Annotated in this window: 18 protein-coding genes; all 18 read left to right on the forward strand. The window is 54.6% G+C overall.

Annotated elements, in window-relative coordinates; genetic code table 11:
- Window positions 1-4: 4 nt before the first annotated feature.
- The 18 genes from alaS (at window position 5) to gmk (ending at window position 19725) form a co-directional block, all read left to right on the forward strand.
- The gene (gene alaS / locus JR346_RS05150; protein WP_205483753.1) at window positions 5-2689 is read left to right on the forward strand and encodes an alanine--tRNA ligase; all 2685 of its coding nucleotides are present in this window, start codon (window positions 5-7) and stop codon (window positions 2687-2689) included.
- Between the two features lie 3 nt (window positions 2690-2692).
- Window positions 2693-3232, forward strand: coding sequence for a Holliday junction resolvase RuvX (gene ruvX / locus JR346_RS05155; protein WP_240334023.1), 540 nt, complete (start codon window positions 2693-2695; stop codon window positions 3230-3232).
- A complete protein-coding gene (gene mltG / locus JR346_RS05160) occupies window positions 3229-4434 on the forward strand; it encodes an endolytic transglycosylase MltG (protein ID WP_204875795.1) in 1206 nt (401 codons plus the stop codon). The genes ruvX and mltG overlap by 4 nt, the downstream gene beginning before the upstream one ends.
- A gap of 10 nt (window positions 4435-4444) precedes the next feature.
- Window positions 4445-5365, forward strand: a complete 921-nt coding sequence (locus JR346_RS05165; RefSeq protein WP_205483755.1) for a shikimate dehydrogenase — start codon at window positions 4445-4447, stop codon at window positions 5363-5365.
- Between the two features lie 133 nt (window positions 5366-5498).
- A complete protein-coding gene (gene aroC, locus JR346_RS05170) occupies window positions 5499-6713 on the forward strand; it encodes a chorismate synthase (RefSeq protein ID WP_205483757.1) in 1215 nt (404 codons plus the stop codon).
- A 3-nt stretch (window positions 6714-6716) separates the two neighbouring features.
- On the forward strand, window positions 6717-7328 hold the full coding sequence (locus tag JR346_RS05175; RefSeq protein ID WP_204875812.1) for a shikimate kinase: 612 nt from the start codon (window positions 6717-6719) through the stop codon (window positions 7326-7328).
- On the forward strand, window positions 7325-8428 hold the full coding sequence (gene aroB / locus JR346_RS05180) for a 3-dehydroquinate synthase (RefSeq protein ID WP_205483759.1): 1104 nt from the start codon (window positions 7325-7327) through the stop codon (window positions 8426-8428). The genes JR346_RS05175 and aroB overlap by 4 nt, the downstream gene beginning before the upstream one ends.
- A gap of 169 nt (window positions 8429-8597) precedes the next feature.
- On the forward strand, window positions 8598-9161 hold the full coding sequence (gene efp, locus JR346_RS05185; protein ID WP_204875816.1) for an elongation factor P: 564 nt from the start codon (window positions 8598-8600) through the stop codon (window positions 9159-9161).
- Window positions 9162-9175: 14 nt separating this feature from the next.
- The gene (gene nusB, locus JR346_RS05190; RefSeq protein WP_204875818.1) at window positions 9176-9586 is read left to right on the forward strand and encodes a transcription antitermination factor NusB; all 411 of its coding nucleotides are present in this window, start codon (window positions 9176-9178) and stop codon (window positions 9584-9586) included.
- A 311-nt stretch (window positions 9587-9897) separates the two neighbouring features.
- On the forward strand, window positions 9898-10467 hold the full coding sequence (gene pyrR, locus JR346_RS05195) for a bifunctional pyr operon transcriptional regulator/uracil phosphoribosyltransferase PyrR (protein WP_205483761.1): 570 nt from the start codon (window positions 9898-9900) through the stop codon (window positions 10465-10467).
- 5 nt (window positions 10468-10472) lie between these two features.
- Window positions 10473-11462, forward strand: a complete 990-nt coding sequence (locus JR346_RS05200) for an aspartate carbamoyltransferase catalytic subunit (protein ID WP_205483763.1) — start codon at window positions 10473-10475, stop codon at window positions 11460-11462.
- 11 nt (window positions 11463-11473) lie between these two features.
- Entirely contained in the window at window positions 11474-12775 is a 1302-nt protein-coding gene (locus JR346_RS05205) for a dihydroorotase (RefSeq protein ID WP_204875824.1), read from the forward strand.
- Between the two features lie 20 nt (window positions 12776-12795).
- Complete coding sequence (locus JR346_RS05210; protein ID WP_240334024.1) at window positions 12796-13317, forward strand: hypothetical protein; 522 nt, start codon at window positions 12796-12798, stop codon at window positions 13315-13317.
- A gap of 44 nt (window positions 13318-13361) precedes the next feature.
- A complete protein-coding gene (gene carA, locus JR346_RS05215; protein ID WP_205483765.1) occupies window positions 13362-14522 on the forward strand; it encodes a glutamine-hydrolyzing carbamoyl-phosphate synthase small subunit in 1161 nt (386 codons plus the stop codon).
- A 16-nt stretch (window positions 14523-14538) separates the two neighbouring features.
- Window positions 14539-17844, forward strand: coding sequence for a carbamoyl-phosphate synthase large subunit (carB, locus tag JR346_RS05220; protein ID WP_205483767.1), 3306 nt, complete (start codon window positions 14539-14541; stop codon window positions 17842-17844).
- Window positions 17841-18707: an orotidine-5'-phosphate decarboxylase gene (gene pyrF, locus JR346_RS05225; protein WP_205483769.1), complete on the forward strand. Its 867-nt coding sequence runs from the start codon at window positions 17841-17843 to the stop codon at window positions 18705-18707. Before carB ends, pyrF begins: the two co-directional genes overlap by 4 nt.
- 112 nt (window positions 18708-18819) lie before the next feature.
- Window positions 18820-19134 carry an integration host factor, actinobacterial type gene (mihF, locus tag JR346_RS05230; protein ID WP_205481872.1) on the forward strand — a complete coding sequence of 105 codons (315 nt, stop codon included), beginning with the start codon at window positions 18820-18822 and terminating at the stop codon, window positions 19132-19134.
- A gap of 18 nt (window positions 19135-19152) precedes the next feature.
- Window positions 19153-19725 (forward strand): guanylate kinase, encoded by a 573-nt coding sequence (gmk, locus tag JR346_RS05235; protein ID WP_204875835.1) that lies wholly within the window; start codon window positions 19153-19155, stop codon window positions 19723-19725.
- Window positions 19726-19848 lie beyond the last annotated feature (123 nt).

Consider the following 19848-nt stretch of genomic DNA (forward strand, 5'->3'; position numbering starts at 1 on the left):
CTTCATGCTTTCACAGGAAATCTCCAAGCGCTGGACTGAGTTCTTTGAAGCTCGCGGGCACACCTCTGTTCCCTCAGCATCGTTGGTCTCACACGAGCCCGGCGCTATGTTCACTATCGCCGGTATGGTGCCTTTCATTCCCTATTTCTTGGGCCGTGAAACTGCACCCTATTCGCGTGCTGTTTCGGTGCAGAAGTGTATTCGTACCTTAGATATTGAAGAGGTCGGTAAGACTGCCCGCCACGGTACCTTCTTTCAGATGGCGGGTAACTTTTCGTTCGGTGACTACTTCAAAAAAGAAGTTATTCCCTGGGCCTATGAGCTGCTGACCTCATCCGTTGAAGACGGCGGCTTTGGTCTGGACGCTAACCGCCTGTGGGTCACCATTTACGAGGGTGACGATGAGGCCTACGATATCTGGACTAAGAGCGTAGGATTCCCCGCCGAACGTATTCAGCGCATGGGCATGAAAGAGAACTACTGGTCAACCGGCCAGCCCGGTCCTGCCGGCCCCGACTCCGAAATCTTTTACGACCGCGGCCCCGAGTACGGCAAAGAGGGCGGCCCCGCAGCGGACGATGACCGCTACATTGAAATCTGGAACCTCGTGTTCATGCAGTACCAGCGTGGCGAGGGTACCGGCAAAGACAGCTTTGAGATTCTGGGCGAACTGCCCAAGAAGAACATCGATACCGGCTTGGGCGTTGAGCGTCTAGCTATGCTCTTGCAGGGGGTTGAGAACTTCTACGAGACCGACCAAGTGCGCCCCGTCCTCGATGCGGCGTCCAAGCTCTCGGGCAAGAAGTACCACGGCTCAGAGTCATCCGCTGATGAGGGTTATGAGGACGACGTGCGCATGCGCGTGGTAGCTGACCACATTCGTTCCTCACTCATGCTCATTGCCGACGGTGTTTCACCGTCAAATGAAGGACGCGGCTATATTCTGCGCCGTCTGATGCGTCGTGCTATTCGCGCTATGCGTCTGCTGGGCGTTACCGAGCCCTGCCTGCCCGTTCTCTTCCCTGCCTCCCGCGATGCGATGAAGGGCGCTTTCCCTTACGTTGCAGATGACTTCGAGCGTATTTCACGCATTGCCTACGCAGAAGAACTCGCTTTCTTGCGCACCATTGAATCTGGTACTGAGCGCCTTGAAACTGCCGTGAAGGCGGCCAAGAGCGGCAACGCTGTTGTCTCAGGTGAAGAAGCATTCGCCCTGCACGACACCTACGGTTTCCCCATTGACTTGACCCTCGAAATGGCTGAAGAAGCTGGCGTGAAGGTCGATGAGAAGCAGTTCCGTGCTCTTATGCTGGAACAGCGCGAACGTGCTCAGGCAGATGCCAAGGCAAAGAAGGGCTCACACGCTGATCTTTCTGCCCTGCGCCAGTTGGCAGACGAGCGTGGCTCAGTCTTCACCGGCTATGACGAACTACACACCGAGACTGTGCTGCGTGCCCTGCTGGTAGATGGTGCCACCGTACCCGCTGCTAAAGCAGGGGATAAGGTCGAGGTTGTTCTTGACGAGACCCCCTTCTACGCTGAGGCAGGCGGTCAGGCAGCAGACACCGGCAAAATTACCGGCGACGGTTTCACCATTGAGGTTCACGACGTTCAGCAGCCTGTCAAGGGTCTGAGCGTTCACCGCGCAACTGTGCTTGACGGCGAAGTCGCTGCGGGTACTTCTGTGACTGCTCAGGTTGATGTGCAGCGTCGCCGCGATGGCGAAAAAGCCCACTCGGCAACACACATCGTTCACGCAGCCCTGCACCAGATTCTGGGTAACGAAGCAACCCAGCGTGGCTCCTTCAACAAAGAAGGCTACCTGCGTTTCGACTTCGCATGGAACGAAGGTTTGTCAGAGTCAGCGAAGCAGGAAGTCGAAGAACTTTCAAACCTCGCTATTCGCGACAACCTGCAGACTGTTACCCGTGAGATGTCACTTGATGAAGCAAAGGCCATGGGCGCTATGAGTCTCTTCGGCGAGAAGTACGGCGACACCGTGCGTATGGTCGAAATTGGTGGCGAATTCTCCCGTGAACTCTGTGGTGGTACCCACGTTGATTCGTCAGCTCAGATTGGTTCGCTGACCCTGCTCACCGAGCAGTCCGTTGGTTCAGGTAACCGTCGTGTTGAGGCACTCGTTGGTTTGGATTCCTTCAACCACTTGGCTGCTGAGCGCACCCTGGTCAACCAGCTCACCGGTCTGATGAAGGTTCAGAAATCAGCTGACCTGCCCGCTAAGCTCACCGAGACTCTCGACAAACTCAAGCAGGCTGAAAAGGAACTCGAAAAACTGCGTAAGGAGAAACTGCAGGCTGAAGCCGGCAAGCTGACCGAAAAGGCAGAAATGATTGGCTCCGTGCGCACCCTGCTGCATAAGGCGGGTGAACTCTCAGCCAACGAAGTACGAGATTTGGCTATTGACCTGCGTTCACGCTTGGGCGAAGACGCAGCAACTGTTGCTGTCACCGGCGTCAGCAATGGACGCCCCGTCATCATCATTGCTACCAACCAGGCAGCCCGCGATGCAGGTATCAAGGCAGGCGCACTCGTGCGCGTTGCAACCGGCGTCCTCGGTGGCGGCGGTGGTGGCAAGGACGACCTTGCTCAGGGTGGTGGGCAGGACGCCACTAAGATTGACGCAGCATTTGCGGCTTTGCGCGATGCCATCACGGCGGCAGGTGCCTAAAGCGTGAGCTTCACACGCGGGGTACGCATCGGTATCGACGTGGGCAATGCCCGGGTCGGCGTCGCTGCGTGCGACCCAGACGGAATCCTAGCAACCCCCCTCAAGACCCTGCGCAGAGACCTGAAGAAGAACTCAGATCGACGGGTGCTGCGCAAACTGATTGAGGTGCATGAGGCAACCGAAATTTTTGTGGGTCTGCCCAAAACCATGTCAGGTGGTTCTAGCGCATCCACCGAGATGGCAGAAACATACGCTCAGGCTCTGGCGAATGAGCTAGCTGCCGAAGGTAACCCCCTGCCTATCTATCTCGTTGATGAACGCCTGACCACGGTGAGCGCCCACCGATCTCTCCACGAAGCAGGAGTTTCATCACGAAACTTTAAGGCTGTGGTGGATCAGGTTGCAGCCGTCAATATTTTGCAGTTCAGTCTTGATACTCTCAAAGCGGATCGCTCTTTACCTGGATACTTGGTAGAACCACGCGAAGTATCAGCCGAAGATTCCCCCCACCCTACTCGCGAACGAAACGGAGAACCCGAGTGACTAAGAATCCGAGTTCTTACGGTGCTGACAACGAGCCAGACAGCCTCTCTGATCTTCTGGCACCAACCGACGCTGAAGAACAGGAAGGAATCGTCAGCCCGCTCATTGAACACAGTGAGCGCCGCGATGACGAACGTCGCCGCCGCAGGGCACGCAGCCGTAACTTCATGATTACGGCCATGCTGGTTTTCGGTGTTGCTATCGTCTTGGTCATTGCTACCCTGGCACCGCAGTACGGCTGGTTCAAGCGCAAGGACTTCGCCGGTGAGGGTAACGGCACGTCCGTGAGCTTCACCGTCAACGAGGGTGACCCCATTGGTGTTATTGCCGCCAACCTTGAAGAGGCGGGTGTGATTGCGGATGCTGGACGCTTCGTGGAGACCTACTCAAAAGAGGCTGCCAAGAAGTTCATTCAGCCCGGCGAGTATGAGATGCAGCAGGAGATGAGTTCTTCAGCTGCTATTTCTGAACTGGTGGGGGAGCAGAACGCAAATTCCGTCTATATCGCGCTGCAACGCAACCTGCGAGCTGACGAGGCGTATCAGGTGATTGCGGATGCTGCCGGTGTTGATGTTTCTGAGGTTAGCCGCTACGACAAAGAAAGGTCACGCTTCGGTATTCCAGAGAAGTTTCCCTCCTTAGAAGGGTGGATTCACCCGGGCGAGTACCGCTTTGAAGAAGGCACCACCGTTGAGGAAATCCTTCAGAGCCTGGTGGATCGTACTCGCAGTGAGCTAGAAAAAGCGGGCATCACTGGCGATGAGGAAATCTTCCACGTACTTACCGTAGCCTCCATTCTTGAGTTTGAGGCTCTGGAACAGGACTACAAAGCTGTTGCCGGTGCCATTGAAAATCGTTTGGATAACCCAGAGGGTGAAACCAGCGGTTACCTGCAGTCTGATGCTACCGTTGCCTACGGCTTGGGTAAGAAGACTTACCACATCACCACAGCTGAAAAGAACGATGAATCTAACCGCTACAACACCTTCTACCACAAGGGTTTGCCGGTAGGTCCCATTGGCTCTCCCGGTAGCCTTTCAATTGAGGCGGCATCGAACCCCGAAGATAATGACTACTACTTCTGGGTTACCGTTGATTTGAACACCGGTAAGACTCTCTTCGCTGAGACCTATGAAGAGCACCTTAAGAACGTAGAAGTTTACGAGCAATGGTGTTCAGATAACCCCGGTAAGTGCGTCTAAAATATTGAATATGACTATTCACAACTGCCCCAAGGCTTATGTCTTGGGGCATCCTATTTCCCATTCCAAATCACCTGATCTGCACAGGGCAGCCTACCGGGTACTGGGGGAGCAGCTTGAGTACGAGCGCCAAGAGACAGATGCCGTGAGCCTTCCTTCGGTGTGGCAACAGCTCACTGGTGCTTACGATGTACGCGGTTTTTCTGTCACGATGCCCCTTAAATCTGCGATCACCGACCACCTCGATGAACTCACCAACTTTGCGCGTGCTGTGGGCGTTGTCAATACGGTTTTTTGGCGTGATGGCAAAGCATGGGGACACAATACGGATGTATCAGGCATTGTGAATGCTCTCAACTATGCAAAGGCGCTGGTTCACCGAGAGAGCGTTCCCGCTATCTTGGGTGGGGGAGGTACTGCCACTGCCGCTGTAGCGGCCCTACGCTTCATGGGTACTGAGAGCATCGATATTTTCGTCCGTGATGAAACCCGCGCCAGTGCGGTGTCAGAGGTTGCACAACGTCTGGGCGTGAAAACTAGTTTCAAACCCCTAGAGAGTTTTGCGACCGCTTATCTGCGTTATCCCACGGTTGTCTCAACCCTGCCTGCCGGAGCCGCTGACGTTTTCGCTGACGATATTGTGATGCCCCTTGATGATGCTGTGCTGCTTGATGTTAGCTACCACCCCTGGCCTTCACCCATTGCTTCGGCTTTTGAAAGCGCTGGCGGTACCGCTGTCTCTGGGTTAGAGATGCTCATGTATCAGGCGGTGGATCAGGTCAAACTGTTTACCGGGCACACTCTGAATGAGCGCCTGCCGCGCGAGGAAGACGTCATTAATGCCATGTGCCGGGCGGTCGGTTTACCCCAGCGTCAGCTGCCTGCTGTGCAGGTGTACGACGGTTCGGCTCTAGGGCAAGTGGACGCTTAATAACTTTCATATCATGGCGTCAGCTTGAAGTCCCCTAGTTTTTTTGGAACTCTTGAACTATTGAGAACAGCTGAAGACTGATATATTGCCGTGCCCTGCCCGGTAGTACACATAAAGATTGCGAGAAAATAATATGTTGCGTTGGCTAACAGCCGGTGAATCGCACGGTGAAGCCCTCATCGGCGTTATCGAAGGCGTGCCTGCCGGGGTTGAACTTACCTCGTCGATGGTTCAGGACGCGCTGGCTCGCCGCCGTCTGGGCCACGGGCGCGGTGCCCGCATGAAGTTTGAGCAGGACGCCGTTCGCATCTTGGGCGGTGTGCGCCACGGCAAGACCATGGGCGGCCCTGTTGCCATTGAGATTGGAAATACCGAGTGGCCTAAGTGGAAAGACGTGATGAGCTCAGATCCAGTGGACCCGGCGCTTCTTGAAGGTCGTGCGCGCAACGCAGCGCTGACGCGTCCGCGTCCAGGCCACGCGGATTTCACCGGTATGCAGAAGTACGGCTACGATGAAGCCCGCCCGGCGCTAGAACGTGCGTCCGCCCGTGAAACTGCTACCCGTGTAGCGCTCGGTGTTGTAGCAGCTCAGATTCTCAAAGCACTGGGTGTTTCATTGGTGAGCCATACCGTAGGCGTTGGGGGAGTTAACACCCCGATCGATGCGCCCAAGCCTGCTCCCGGCGACGTCCCTGTTTTGGATACTGACCCCTTGCGTTGTTTCGACGAGACCACCAGTAAGGCAATGGTGGTCAGGGTTGAAGAGGCAAAGAAAGACGGCGAAACTCTCGGTGGTCTTGTAGAAGTTCTCGCCTATGGTCTGGCACCGGGGCTGGGTTCTTTCGTTCACTGGGACCGCCGTTTGGACGCTCGGCTTGCAGCTGCCCTCATGGGCATTCAGGCAATCAAGGGCGTTGAAGTTGGCGATGGTTTTCTGACCGCAGATCGCCCCGGAACCCAGGCACACGATGAAATCGAAATTGGCGAAAACGGTATCAAGCGCGTTACTAACCGTGCAGGCGGCATCGAAGGTGGCATGTCCATCGGTGATTTGCTGAGAGTACGCGCCGCGATGAAGCCCATTGCTACTGTGCCTAAAGCGCTTTCTACCATTGACACGACCACCGGTGAACCTGCTAAGGCTCACCATCAGCGTTCCGATGTGTGTGCGGTACCGGCTGCCGGTGTAGTCGCAGAGGCAATGACCGCCCTGGTGCTGGCTGATGCTTACATGGAAAAGTTCGGTGGTGACTCTATCACCGAGACACGTCGCAACCTCGATGCTTACCTGGCGGCAATTCCCGAGTCGTTGGCCTGGGAATCAAACGTTGCCGGTGGGGATGCATAGAAAATGACGTCACCTGCGCGAAGATCTCGCGCGGACTTTATTGATCCGCAACAGGTTCGCGAACTTCAAGAAGAATTTGCTGACAGGCATCGCCCCATCGTTATTATTGGGCCGATGGCTGCCGGTAAGTCGTACATCGGTATGCATTTAGCGCGCTTTTACGGCTACGAGTTTATTGACAGCGACCAGGTACTGGTGGAACGCTACGGGGCTGTTCCCGACATTTTTAAGAAGTACGGCGAAGCTGGTTTCAGGCAACGCGAGGCAGAGATTATTCGTGAAATCTTGGAAAATCCTGCCCACCGTAACACCGTTCTCTCATTGGGTGGGGGAGCTGTCATGACCCCAGCCGTAGCTGAGCTCTTGGCGCATGAGACGGTTATTTATATCTCTATTGACGTAGCGACCGTAGCTCCGCGCATTGTAGGAAACAAAAACCGTCCGCTATTGCAACCCAACCCGGTTGAAAAATGGCAAGAAATCTTTGCCGCCCGCCGCGGACGCTACGAATCGTTAGCGTCGTTTACCCTCAACGCTAGCGGTTCACAGACCATCACAGACATGACTGCGCAGATTCAGCAGTTTGTTCTGAGTACACGAAAGGCAAACTCATGAGTGCCGAACACGAGATAACGACTATTTCGGTCACGGGTAACCAGCCCTCAGAAAACTACGACGTGTTGGTGGGGCATAATCTACTGGCTCGAATCCCCGAGATTTTGGGTCAGCGTACCCAGCGTATTCTGGTGATTCACCCGCGTGCCTTGCGATCAACCGGTGAACTCGTGATGACCGACTTACGTAAGGTCGGGTTTGAGACCTTTAGCGCCGAAATTCCCGATGCTGAAGAGGGCAAACATGTTCAGGTTGCCGCTTTTTGCTGGCAGGTACTGGGGCAGAATGATTTCACCCGCACGGATGCGATTATCTCCGTCGGTGGCGGTGCTGTCAGCGACCTTGCCGGCTTTGTAGCTGCTACCTGGTTGCGCGGCGTGCGTGTTGTACACATACCTACCACTTTGCTGGGTATGGTGGATGCGGCAGTGGGCGGAAAAACCGGTATTAACACTGCTGAGGGTAAGAACCTGGTGGGTGCTTTCCACCCGCCCGCTGCTGTGCTGTGCGAGTTGGGTACCCTGCGTACCCTGCCCGAAAACGAGCTACTCACTGGGATGGCAGAGGTCATCAAGTGCGGTTTTATCGCAGATACTGAGATTCTTGACATCATCGAAGCTAACCCCGAAAAGCTCAAAGACTCACAGTCTGATGTGGTGCGCGATCTGATTGAGCGAGCTATTCGAGTCAAAGCTGCCGTGGTCTCTGAGGACCTCAAAGAATCGGGTAAACGTGAGTTCTTGAACTACGGTCATACTTTTGGGCATGCTATTGAGTTCAATGAGCGCTATCAGTGGCGTCACGGTGCAGCCGTGGCTGTTGGCATGGTCTTTGCTGCCGAACTTGCCCTTGCCGCAGGACGCCTGGATGAAGCTACCGTTGATCGAACTCGCCGCATCTGCGAGCTTCTGGGACTACCCACTAGCTACCGTGGTGACCAGTGGAAGAAACTGCTTGAAGCTATGCGTCGCGATAAAAAATCCCGCGGATCCCTGCTGCGCTTTGTAGTTCTTGACGCACCGGGCAAACCGCGCATTATGGAGGTTCCAGACGACTCGATTCTTTTTGCCACCTACCAAGAAATCGCGTCTGAGATATAAACACGGTACACCAAGAGTGGTGTCTCCTGCCCTGTATATTACAGCTGGTGACATCACTCAATAAGTTGGCGCAGAACACGTCAGCCAAGGGCTTACTTCTAGTGCTCCACCCGTTAGAATTGCTTACGTTCATTTGTTTTTTGAAAACCCCATACTAAAGGAGAGTCGGTTGGCAACTACCAGTGACATCAAGAACGGCGTTGTTCTCAAGATTGACGGCCAGCTGTGGTCAGTCCTCGAATTCCAGCACGTCAAGCCCGGTAAAGGTGGCGCTTTTGTGCGCACCAAGCTGCGTAATGTTACCTCCGGCAAGGTTGTAGACCGTACTTACAACGCTGGCGCAAAGGTCGAGACCGCAACCGTTGACCGCTCAGATTACCAGTACCTCTACCAGGATGGCGATGACTACGTTTTCATGGATCTGAAGACATACGATCAGATTTATGTACCCGGTCTTGTAGTGGGCGATGCAGCTAACTACATGCTCGAAAACCAGAACGCAACTATCGCTATGCACGACGGTTCACCGCTCTACATCGAGCTTCCCGCCTCAGTTGTACTCGAAATCACCTACACCGAGCCTGGTCTTCAAGGCGACCGCTCATCAGCAGGCACCAAGCCCGCGACCGTTGAGACCGGCGCTGAGATTCAGGTTCCCCTCTTCGTTGAACAGGGCACCAAAATCAAGGTTGATACCCGCACCGGTGACTACCTCGGTCGCGTCAACGACTAAGGGTAGTTTTTCATATGAATTCACGAACTAAAGCACGCCTGCGAGCACTCGAAGTGCTCTTCGAAGCGGAGCAACGGGGCGATACTGTACTCGATACCCTCGTGCGACGCCGCGCGCACACCTCTGCGCAAATTTCTACTTACTCAGAACAAATCGTTCGTGGAGTAGTGGAACACGACGAAGAAATTCGTGAGTACATTGAAACCTACTCCAAGGGCTGGAGCGTTGATCGCATGCCCGATGTAGACCGCACTATTTTGCGTATTGGCGCATGGGAACTACTCTTCAACGACGATGTTCCTGATGCCGTAGCAATTTCTGAGGCAGCCGGTTTAGCTCGAGTTCTCTCGACTAACGACTCGCCAAAGTTTGTCAACGGTTTGCTGGATCGACTACGTCAGGTTAAACCCACCCTGCTTGCCTAAACGGCACCTATACCTCACCGCGAACACAGCATTGCTGAGTGTGCGTTCGTCCTTGGGGTTCTAAGAGCGCAAAAACATTGAGGGGTCGGGTTATTCATTGCATTGTGATGAATAATCCGGCTCCTTTGTGCTACCTAGGGTGCTTGATGAAGAAGAACACCGTGTGCCCAAGAATGATAGCGCGAGGTGTAAGCGATTTTTGTAGCTCACAGGTGTCATACGGACGCGAAAAGGTGGCTGACATGGTAAGTTAGGCATCAAGCAAGCAACCTTTAAGTCCGTCCTGAGAGGCGGGGAAGGAGGCCGGCACTATGACTGACACCGGTGTATCAACTGAGCCCCGAGTGATTCTCACAGCAGCCGACATTGATCGAGCATTGACTCGAATCTCATTTGAGATTATTGAAACGAATAAGGGAACCCAAGATGTCGTTCTCTTGGGCATCCCCCGTCGGGGGTTTCCGATTGCCCAGCGCCTGGCAGAAAAAATAGCTGCTAACGATTCTTCTTTTGATATCAGATCTTCTTTAGGACAGTTAGATATCACCATGTACCGTGACGATTTGCGTTCTCACCCCGGCAAATCTCCCGAGCCCACGCGACTTCCTACCGGTGGCGTTGACGGTAAAAAAGTAATTCTTGTAGACGATGTGCTCTACTCGGGTCGTACGATTCGTGCGGCTCTTGACGCTCTCAACGATTTCGGTAGACCGGCACTTGTGCGCTTGGCTGTGCTCGTTGATCGAGGGCACCGTCAGCTACCGATTCGTGCCGACCACGTGGGTAAGAACCTGCCCACCTCGTCCGATGAAAAGGTGCGAGTAGTTCTCACTGATATTGACGGTGACAATGACCGCGTAGAAATCTCACAGGGGGAGTAGGGCATATGCGTCACCTTCTTGATACTAAAGACCTCACCAAAGACGAGGCACTGAATATTCTCGATACAGCTGATTACATGGCTGAGGTCGGAACACGAGAGGTCAAGAAGCTCCCCGCGCTTCGCGGTCGCACTGTGGTCAATCTGTTCTTTGAGGATTCCACCCGCACTCGACTCTCTTTTGAGGCAGCAGAGAAGCGTCTCTCAGCAGACGTTATCAATTTCTCAGCCAAGGGCTCATCGGTGTCTAAGGGCGAATCACTCAAGGACACAGCCCAGACCTTAGCTGCTATTAACGCTGATGCTGTGGTTATTCGCCACTCAGCATCGGGTGCTCCTCAGCGTTTGGCAGAGGCAGGGTGGATTGACGCTCCTGTGCTCAACGCGGGCGATGGCACTCACGCCCATCCTACCCAGGCACTCCTAGATGCCATGACTTTGCGCCAGTTTAAGTCTCAGGTCACCGGTGAGCCAACCCGCGGTATGGATCTAAGCGGTATGCGTGTAGCCATTGTGGGCGATATCTTGCACTCTCGCGTGGCACGTTCAAACCTGTGGTTGCTCAATACCTTGGGCGCTGAGGTTATTTTCGTCGCGCCGCCCACCCTGTTACCGGTGGGTGTAGAGAACTGGCCCTGTGAAGTTTTTTACAACTTTGATGATGCTCTTGAAACCCGTCTGGACGCGGTTATGTTGCTGCGTATTCAGAGCGAGCGTATGCATGCTGCTTTCTTTCCTTCCGCTGAAGAATATTCCCGTCTGTGGGGTTTGACCCCCGAGCGTTTTGCTCAGCTGGACGCGATGGAACATGAAACCGCCGTTCTGCACCCCGGCCCCATGAACCGCGGTCTTGAGATTAGTGCTGTTGCCGCTGACTCTGAGCGTTCGTGGGTGCTGCGCCAGGTATCTAATGGCGTGTCGGTGCGCATGGCGGTGCTATACCTTCTGATGACCGGCGGTAGCGCCGACGACTTTTACCCTCACGCATCACACTAAGGAAGATGACTATGAGCGAGAAATTTTTAATTAAGGGTGCTTCCCTCTTGGGCGAAACCACCGCCGATTTGCTGATTGAAAACGGTGTAATTGCCCGTGTGCGTGAGAATCTTGACGCTGATGGTGCCACTGTTATTGACGCCGAGGGCCTGATTGCTTTGCCCGGTTTAGTGGACATTCACACCCACCTGCGTGAACCCGGTCAGGAAGACGCCGAGACAGTAGAGACCGGTACTCAGGCTGCAGCTTTGGGTGGTTACACCGCTGTATTCGCGATGGCTAACTCTAACCCGGTGGCTGATACCGCAGGCGTGGTGGAGCAGGTTCACGCCTTAGGCAAGGCATCTGGCTGGGTTGATGTTAACCCGGTGGGCGCTGTCACTGTTGGTCTCAAGGGTGAGCGTCTGTCTGAAATCGGGGCTATGGCTAACTCCCGTGCTCAAGTTCGCGTTTTCTCAGATGACGGTATGTGTGTGTGGGATCCTGCCTTGATGCGCCGCGCCCTTGAATATGTCAAGACCTTTGACGGTGTTATTGCCCAGCATGCCCAGGAGCCCCGCCTCACCGAAGGCGCCCAGATGAACGAGGGTACCGTCTCAGCTGAGCTGGGTCTGGCAGGCTGGCCCGCAGTAGCTGAAGAAGCTATCATCGCTCGTGACGTACTTTTGGCTGAGCACGTGGGATCACGCGTCCACATCTGCCACCTCTCCACCAAAGGCAGCGTCGATATTATTCGCTGGGCAAAGCAGCGTGGCATCAATGTCACTGCCGAAGCGACCCCTCACCACCTGATTCTGACCGAAGAAATGGTACGAACCTATGACCCGGTCTACAAGGTCAACCCGCCCCTGCGCACCGAAGAAGACGTCATGGCTCTGCGCGATGCAATTGCCGATGGCACTATCGATGTCATCGGTACTGACCACGCCCCGCACCCCACCGAAGCTAAAGAGGTGGAGTGGGCGTGTGCGGCTAACGGCATGACAGGTCTGGAACAGGCGCTCTCTGTCATTCAGATGACCCTGGTTGATACCGGCAAGATTACCTGGGCTGATGCAGCTCGTATTATGAGCACCAAGCCCGCCGAAATTGGTTTGGCACATGAGCAGGGACGTCCGCTGGCAGAGGGAGAGCCCGCCAACCTTGTGCTGGTAGACCCCGCAGCCAAGCGCGTCATTGACCCACATGCTCAGGCAACCAAGGGCAAGAACAACCCTTATCGCGGCATGGAGGTACCCGGCAAGGTTCAGGCGACTTTCTATAAGGGTCATCCCACCGTGCTCGACGGAAAACTTGCTACACCCAACCGCTAAGACCAGGGGAGACCGTCGTCGTGGAAACTAGGCTTATACTCACCCTCATCTGCATCGGAATTGTGATTGCGGTGTTCTCACTGATGTGGCTGGGATGGAGAAACCGCCAACGCCGCCAAGAAAACCTACCTACTCTTGCGGTGGTGCCCGCCGGCTATGACCAACGTGCTTCAACGATTGGCGTACCTGGCACCTACGTTGCCACCACCGTCATGGGAGACTGGCTTGACCGAGTGGCGGTACACAGCTTAGGTGTTAAAGCTAAAGCTACCGTGTTGGTCTACGAGGACGCGCTGATTATTTCTCGCGAGGGTGCTCATGATCTTTTCATACCCGTCACCGATATCATTGCGGTACGTACTGAGGCTGGCATGAGTGGAAAGTTCGTTGAGAAAGACGGGCTCGTGATGGTCTCTTGGCAGCACGGTCAGGCAAAGCTCGATACCGGGTTCCGAACCCAGTTCGCTGAGCATAAGCCCATGCTGCTGCAAGAGATTTGCACTATCGCACCGCACGCGGCCCAAGAACTGCCCTCCCTATAAACCACACACTTATACTCATTTTTGACACAGAAAGAAAAGGATTCATGGCTACAAATTCAGCACAGAAGCTGGCGCTTCTAATCCTTGAAGACGGAACTGTATTCCGTGGCGCCGCCTACGGTGCAACCGGTTCAACTCTCGGTGAGGCTGTGTTCTCCACCGGCATGACCGGCTACCAGGAAACCCTGACAGACCCCTCCTACGCCGGTCAGATTGTTGTACAAACCGCACCGCACATCGGCAATACCGGTGTTAACGAGGAAGACGCGGAATCTCGCAAGATTTGGGTTGCTGGTTATGTGGTACGCGATGCCGCCCGCCGTGCCTCCAACTGGCGTAGCGAGCGCACCCTCGATGAAGAACTTATTGAGCAGGGCATCGTGGGCATTCAGGGTATTGATACCCGCGCCCTCACCCGTCACCTGCGCTCAGCTGGTTCGATGCGTGCCGGTATTTTTAGCGCAGACGCTGCGCAGCGTCCTGAAGCAGAACTGCTCGACGAGGTCAAAAACTCTGTACCGATGGCTGGTCGCGCCCTCGCTGATTCAGTATCAATCGATGAGGCGTACACCGTTGAACCCAAGAACTTCGGCTGGGATTCAGAGCCCCAGGCAACCCTCGTTGCTGTCGATCTGGGCATCAAGTCAATGACCCCCGAGCGTTTTGCTGAGCGCGGTGTGCGTGTTCACGTGGTGCCTGCTTCTTCAACTCTTGAAGATATCAACGGCTACAACCCTGACGGCGTATTCTTCTCGAACGGTCCTGGCGACCCCGCTACCGCCGATACCCAGGTGCAGCTTCTGCAGAGCGTTCTCAAGCAGGGCACTCCCTTCTTTGGCATCTGCTTTGGTAACCAGCTACTGGGTCGTGCCCTTGGCTTTGGCACCTACAAGTTGCCTTTCGGTCACCGCGGCATCAACCAGCCCGTGCTCGATAAGCTCACCGGCAAGGTAGAAATCACCGCCCAGAACCACGGTTTTGCTGTGGACGCGCCGGTTGAAGGCACCGTACAGGCACCCGAAGCTGAATTCGGCACCGTTGAGGTCTCACACGTTGGTCTGAACGATCAGGTGGTTGAGGGCTTGCGCTGCCTAGACATTCCTGCCTTTAGTGTGCAGTACCACCCCGAAGCGGCGGCAGGTCCTCACGACTCTGCCTACCTCTTTGACCGTTTTATTGACCTGATGCTCGAGAAGAAGAACTAAGAGAGAACCTCACACTATGCCACGCAGAAAAGATTTGAACAGTATTCTTGTTATTGGTTCTGGCCCCATTGTTATTGGTCAGGCAGCTGAGTTCGACTACTCGGGTACCCAGGCACTGCGCGTGCTCAAAGAAGAGGGCGTGCGCGTCATCCTGGTGAACTCCAACCCGGCTACCATTATGACTGACCCTGAGTTTGCTGATGCCACTTATATTGAGCCGATTACCCCTGAGGTGATTGAGAAGATTATCGCTAAGGAAAAGCCGGACGCGATTTTGCCGACCCTGGGCGGTCAGACCGCGCTCAACGCCGCGATTTCATTGGATGAAGCGGGAATTCTCGATAAGTATAAGGTTGAGCTGATTGGTGCGAACATCGAGGCAATCAACCTGGGTGAAGACCGCGAGGCGTTCAAGGGCGTTGTAGAGCGCGCTGGTGGCGAGTCAGCGCGCTCGGTAATTGTTCACACCATGGAAGAAGCGCTGGAAGCAGCCAAAGAACTCGGATACCCCATGGTGGTGCGTCCTTCATTCACCATGGGCGGTTTGGGCTCAGGCCTTGCCTACAACGAAGAAGACCTCTACCGCATCGCAGGTGCAGGTATTCAGTACAGCCCCACCAGCGAGGTTCTGCTCGAAGAATCAATCCTAGGCTGGAAAGAATACGAGCTAGAGATGATGCGCGACACCAACGACAACGTGGTGGTCGTTTGCTCGATCGAAAACTTTGACCCCGTAGGCGTACACACCGGTGATTCCATCACCGTAGCCCCCGCGCTGACCCTCACCGACCGCGAATTCCAGAAGCTGCGCGATATCGCAATCAACGTGATTCGCGAAGTTGGCGTCGACACTGGTGGTTGCAACATTCAGTTCGCGATTGAGCCCAACACCGGTCGCGTGGTCGTTATCGAGATGAACCCCCGCGTCTCACGTTCATCAGCTCTCGCCTCCAAAGCAACCGGCTTCCCGATTGCTAAGATCGCAACCAAACTTTCGCTGGGCTACACCCTGGATGAAATCCCTAACGATATCACCCAGAAGACCCCGGCGTCCTTCGAACCTACCCTCGACTACGTCGTGGTTAAGGTTCCCCGTTTCGCCTTTGAGAAGTTTCCCGCAGCTGACCCGACCCTGACCACCACCATGAAGTCAGTGGGCGAGGCTATGGCACTGGGCCGTAACTTCACCGAAGCACTGCAGAAGGCGATGCGCTCGATGGAGCAGAAGAACTCGTCCTTCTCTTTCGTCAAGCCTAAGCTGACCGAAGCTGAACTTACCGAGCTGATTGAAAAGACGAAGACTCCCACTACCGAGCGTATCTACCAGGTGCAGCAGGCTTTGCTTGCCGGTGCAACCATTGAGCAGATGTACGAAGCAACTGCCATCGACCCCTGGTTCTTGGACCAGCTGGTACTGCTCAATGAGGTTGCCGAAGAGGTTTCTTCTAAGGCTGGGCATCTGGATGCTGACACCCTGCGTCTTGCTAAGCGTCACGGTTTCTCTGACGCTCAGATTGCAGAACTGACCCTCAACTCAGAAGCCGTGGTACGCGGTGTTCGCCACGCTCTGGGTATTCGCCCGGTCTTTAAGACCGTTGATACTTGCGCAGCTGAGTTCGAGGCATTCACCCCCTACCACTATTCCTCCTATGATGCTGAGGACGAGGTAGTACCCCACGAAAAGCCTTCCATTATGATTCTGGGTTCGGGCCCCAACCGCATTGGTCAGGGCATTGAGTTCGATTACTCCTGTGTGCATGCCTCACTGGTTCTGCGCGAGGCGGGCTACGAGACCGTCATGGTTAACTGCAACCCCGAAACTGTCTCAACGGATTACGATGTGTCAACCCGTCTCTACTTTGAACCGCTCACCCTCGAAGATGTACTCGAGGTTGTTGAATCAGAACGCCGCACCGGTGGTTTGATGGGCGTGTTTGTACAGTTGGGTGGTCAAACCCCGCTGAAACTTGCTAAGGCTCTTAAAGAGGCTGGCATTCCAATTCTGGGTACCACCCCCGAAGCAATCGATCTTGCCGAAGACCGCGGGGAATTCGCGCGCGTCCTTGAAGAAGCTCAGCTGATTTCACCGAAGAACGGCACAGCCTTCACCTTCGAATCGTCCAAGAAGATTGCCGATGAAATCGGTTACCCCGTGCTGGTACGCCCCTCCTATGTGCTGGGTGGACGCGGCATGGAAATCGTGTATGACGAAGCTCAGTTGGCACGTTACCTTGAAAACGCTACTGAGGTTTCGCCCTCACAGCCCGCTCTCATTGATAAGTTCCTTGAGGACGCCATCGAAATCGACGTGGATGCTCTCTACGACGGAGAAGACATGTACCTCGGAGGCATCATGGAGCACATCGAAGAGGCAGGTATTCACTCCGGTGACTCAGCGTGTACGCTGCCCCCGATTACCTTGGGCACCGACATCCTTGAACGAGTCAAAGAAGCAACCTTCAAGATTGCTCAGGGCGTGGGTGTCAAGGGTCTGATTAACATGCAGTTCGCGGTTGCTTCAGATATTCTCTATGTCATTGAAGCTAACCCCCGTGCATCGCGTACCGTTCCTTTCGTTTCTAAAGCAACCGGTGTGCAGCTGGCGAAGGCAGCGGCACTGATTGGCGTGGGTAAGACCATTGCTGATCTGAAGGCTGACGGTGTTTTGCCGAGCAAGATGGACGGCGCATCCTTACCCGATGAGACTGCTATTGCGGTCAAAGAGGTTGTACTACCCTTCAACCGTTTCCGCACCCCCGAGGGTATTGTGGTTGATTCACTGCTGGGCCCGGAAATGCGTTCAACCGGTGAGGTCATGGGTCTTGACCGCTACCTCGATACCGCTTTCGCCAAGGCCCAAACAGCAGTGGGGGCCAAGCTACCCACCGAAGGCAAGGTCTTTGTGTCAGTGGCTAACCGCGATAAGCGCAGCACCATCATCTATGTGAAGATGCTAGAGCAGCTGGGCTTTGACATTGTTTCCACCGGCGGCACCGCTGCTGTGCTCCGCCGCAACGGCGTTATTTCGCAGGTTGTACCTAAGATCGGTGAAGAAGCTGAGGGTGAGCCCTCAATTGTCGATATGATTCGCGAGGGCGAGATCAACCTGATTTTCAATACGCCTTCAGGTGGTCAGGCTCGCGGTGATGGCTACCAGATTCGCGCGGCGGCAACCAGTATCGGTTGCCCCATCGTCACCACTATCTCTGAATTTGGTGCGGCGGTTCAGGCAATTAACGCTCTGCGCGAGTACAGCTGGGACGTCATGAGTTTGCAGGAGCATGAAGCTCAGCTTCTTGACTCAGTCGAGGCACGAGCATGAGCAATCCGTCAGTAGAAAAGATGCCTTTCGGCGATCGGCTGGCAACAGCCATCAGCGAGCGCGGTTCTCTGTGCGTGGGTATTGACCCGCACGCCCAGTTGTTGGAGCAGTGGGGACTGCCCGATAACGCTGAGGGTCTGCGAGCTTTTACTGAGGCTGTGGTTGAGGGGTGCGGTGACCACGTTGCAGCCTTCAAGCCGCAGGTAGCTTTCTTTGAGCGCCATGGAGCCGCTGGCTTTCAGGTGCTTGAAGAGTTGTTCACCGAGGCGCGTGTACGAAATATTCTGATTATTGCTGATGCCAAGCGCGGTGATATTGGCTCAACGATGAAGGCCTATGCTGATTCATGGTTGGGTAGTTCACCGTTAGCTACTGACTCTGTGACGTTGAGCCCCTATCTGGGTTTTGAGTCTTTGCGTCCGGCACTAGATGCAGCTGATAAGCATCAGCGTGGCACCTTTGTATTGGCGCTCACCTCAAACCCTGAAGGACGCTCGGTACAGCATGTCGGAGGCACAGCGTCCGTAGCCCGTTCTATCATCGAGCAAGCTCATGCTGAGAACGAGCGTAGCAGCTGGTACCATATGGGCTCATGTGGTCTGGTGGTGGGTGCTACTGTGGGGCAGGCGCTTGTAGATTTGGAGATTGACCTCTCCAGCTTCAACGGGCCCATTTTGGCACCCGGTTACGGTGCGCAAGGTGCAACAGCTGCTGACCTGTATTCTGTATTCTCAGGAATTGAGAAACAGGTACTGGTGAATTCGAGCCGTGGCGTTTTGGCGCACGGTCCAAACACCGATTCTTTGCGCGAAGCTGCCGAAGCGTCGCGCGAAGATCTCTTGACGGTTTTGAACGCCGCCTAAAACTATTGCATAACCTATCTTGTGCGAAAGTGTCCCTGATGAGCCGATATCAATCGGTGAATGGGGAACAGGGACGCTTTCGCGATAGAGATATTTTTTACTTGGGGTAAAGATGATTATTAAGCCACTCACCAATGAGCAGCGAGCCGAAGCAAGAGCGAAGGCTAATATTTCACGTGCAGCACGAGCTGCCGTCAAAGAAGATTTAAAACAGCGCAAAATAACTGTTGAAGAAGTTCTTGAGCGGTCGAAATCTGACGAAGCGCTGAGTAGACTGAAAGTAGTGGATTTGCTTCGCTCTATCCCCAGCATTGGCGAGATAAAGGCTGAGGCTATCATGGCAGAACTCAATATTGCGTCTTCGCGGCGACTGCGTGGATTAGGCATTCACCAGCGTCAGGCGCTCATTGATTACCTTAATCGCTAACACACAAGGTGGTAACAGATGGCAGAGAAAACAGCACCCAAACTAACAGTACTTGCAGGCCCTACGGCTGTGGGCAAGGGTACCGTTTCTGCTTACATTCGTAAGAACTACCCGCAGGTGTGGTTTTCTGTATCTGCTACTACTCGCGACCCTCGCCCGGGTGAGGTTGACGGCGAGCACTACTATTTTACTTCTGAAGAAGCATTCGATGCGATGGTTGATAACCGTCAGATGCTGGAGTGGGCTGTTGTTCACAACTCTTACAAGTACGGCACCATGCGCACCATGGTTGAGGATGCGTTAGAGGCAGGCAAGCACGTTTTCTTGGAAATCGATATTCAGGGTGCTCGTCAGATTCGTAACAACATGCCCGACGCCCAGTTCATTTTCTTGGCTCCTCCGAGTTGGGAAGAGCTGGTGAACCGTTTGGTTGGTCGTAACACCGAAACTAAAGAAGAGCAGGCAGCTCGCTTGGAGACCGCTAAAGACGAGCTAGCTGCTGAGGTCGAGTTCGATGAAACCGTTATCAATGATGAGGTTGAGCGCGCCGCAGAGGAAATCATCGCCCTGATGGGTCTGAACAAAAAATAGGGTTTTCTCATGCCGATATGCCCTGTGAATTGCTCAAGGCACGTGTTCTTGGTGCGGCTCACAGGGCTTTTGCGTGCCAAAATCCTGCGAACAGGCTATAGTTGATATTTAGTTTTGGCTCCG

The sequence above is a fragment of the Rothia sp. ZJ932 genome, assembly GCF_016924835.1.
Classification (GTDB): Bacteria; Actinomycetota; Actinomycetes; order Actinomycetales; family Micrococcaceae; genus Rothia.

Coding starts and splice junctions, on each gene's coding strand:
- JR346_RS05205 (WP_204875824.1), top strand. CDS start 11,474: ATGAGCGAGAAATTTTTAATTAAGGGTGCTTCCCTCTTGGGCGAAACC.
- JR346_RS05200 (WP_205483763.1), top strand. CDS start 10,473: ATGCGTCACCTTCTTGATACTAAAGACCTCACCAAAGACGAGGCACTG.
- carB (WP_205483767.1), top strand. CDS start 14,539: ATGCCACGCAGAAAAGATTTGAACAGTATTCTTGTTATTGGTTCTGGC.
- pyrF (WP_205483769.1), top strand. CDS start 17,841: ATGAGCAATCCGTCAGTAGAAAAGATGCCTTTCGGCGATCGGCTGGCA.
- alaS (WP_205483753.1), top strand. CDS start 5: ATGCTTTCACAGGAAATCTCCAAGCGCTGGACTGAGTTCTTTGAAGCT.
- aroB (WP_205483759.1), top strand. CDS start 7,325: ATGAGTGCCGAACACGAGATAACGACTATTTCGGTCACGGGTAACCAG.
- aroC (WP_205483757.1), top strand. CDS start 5,499: ATGTTGCGTTGGCTAACAGCCGGTGAATCGCACGGTGAAGCCCTCATC.
- nusB (WP_204875818.1), top strand. CDS start 9,176: ATGAATTCACGAACTAAAGCACGCCTGCGAGCACTCGAAGTGCTCTTC.
- JR346_RS05175 (WP_204875812.1), top strand. CDS start 6,717: ATGACGTCACCTGCGCGAAGATCTCGCGCGGACTTTATTGATCCGCAA.
- mihF (WP_205481872.1), top strand. CDS start 18,820: ATGATTATTAAGCCACTCACCAATGAGCAGCGAGCCGAAGCAAGAGCG.
- carA (WP_205483765.1), top strand. CDS start 13,362: ATGGCTACAAATTCAGCACAGAAGCTGGCGCTTCTAATCCTTGAAGAC.
- JR346_RS05165 (WP_205483755.1), top strand. CDS start 4,445: ATGACTATTCACAACTGCCCCAAGGCTTATGTCTTGGGGCATCCTATT.
- gmk (WP_204875835.1), top strand. CDS start 19,153: ATGGCAGAGAAAACAGCACCCAAACTAACAGTACTTGCAGGCCCTACG.
- pyrR (WP_205483761.1), top strand. CDS start 9,898: ATGACTGACACCGGTGTATCAACTGAGCCCCGAGTGATTCTCACAGCA.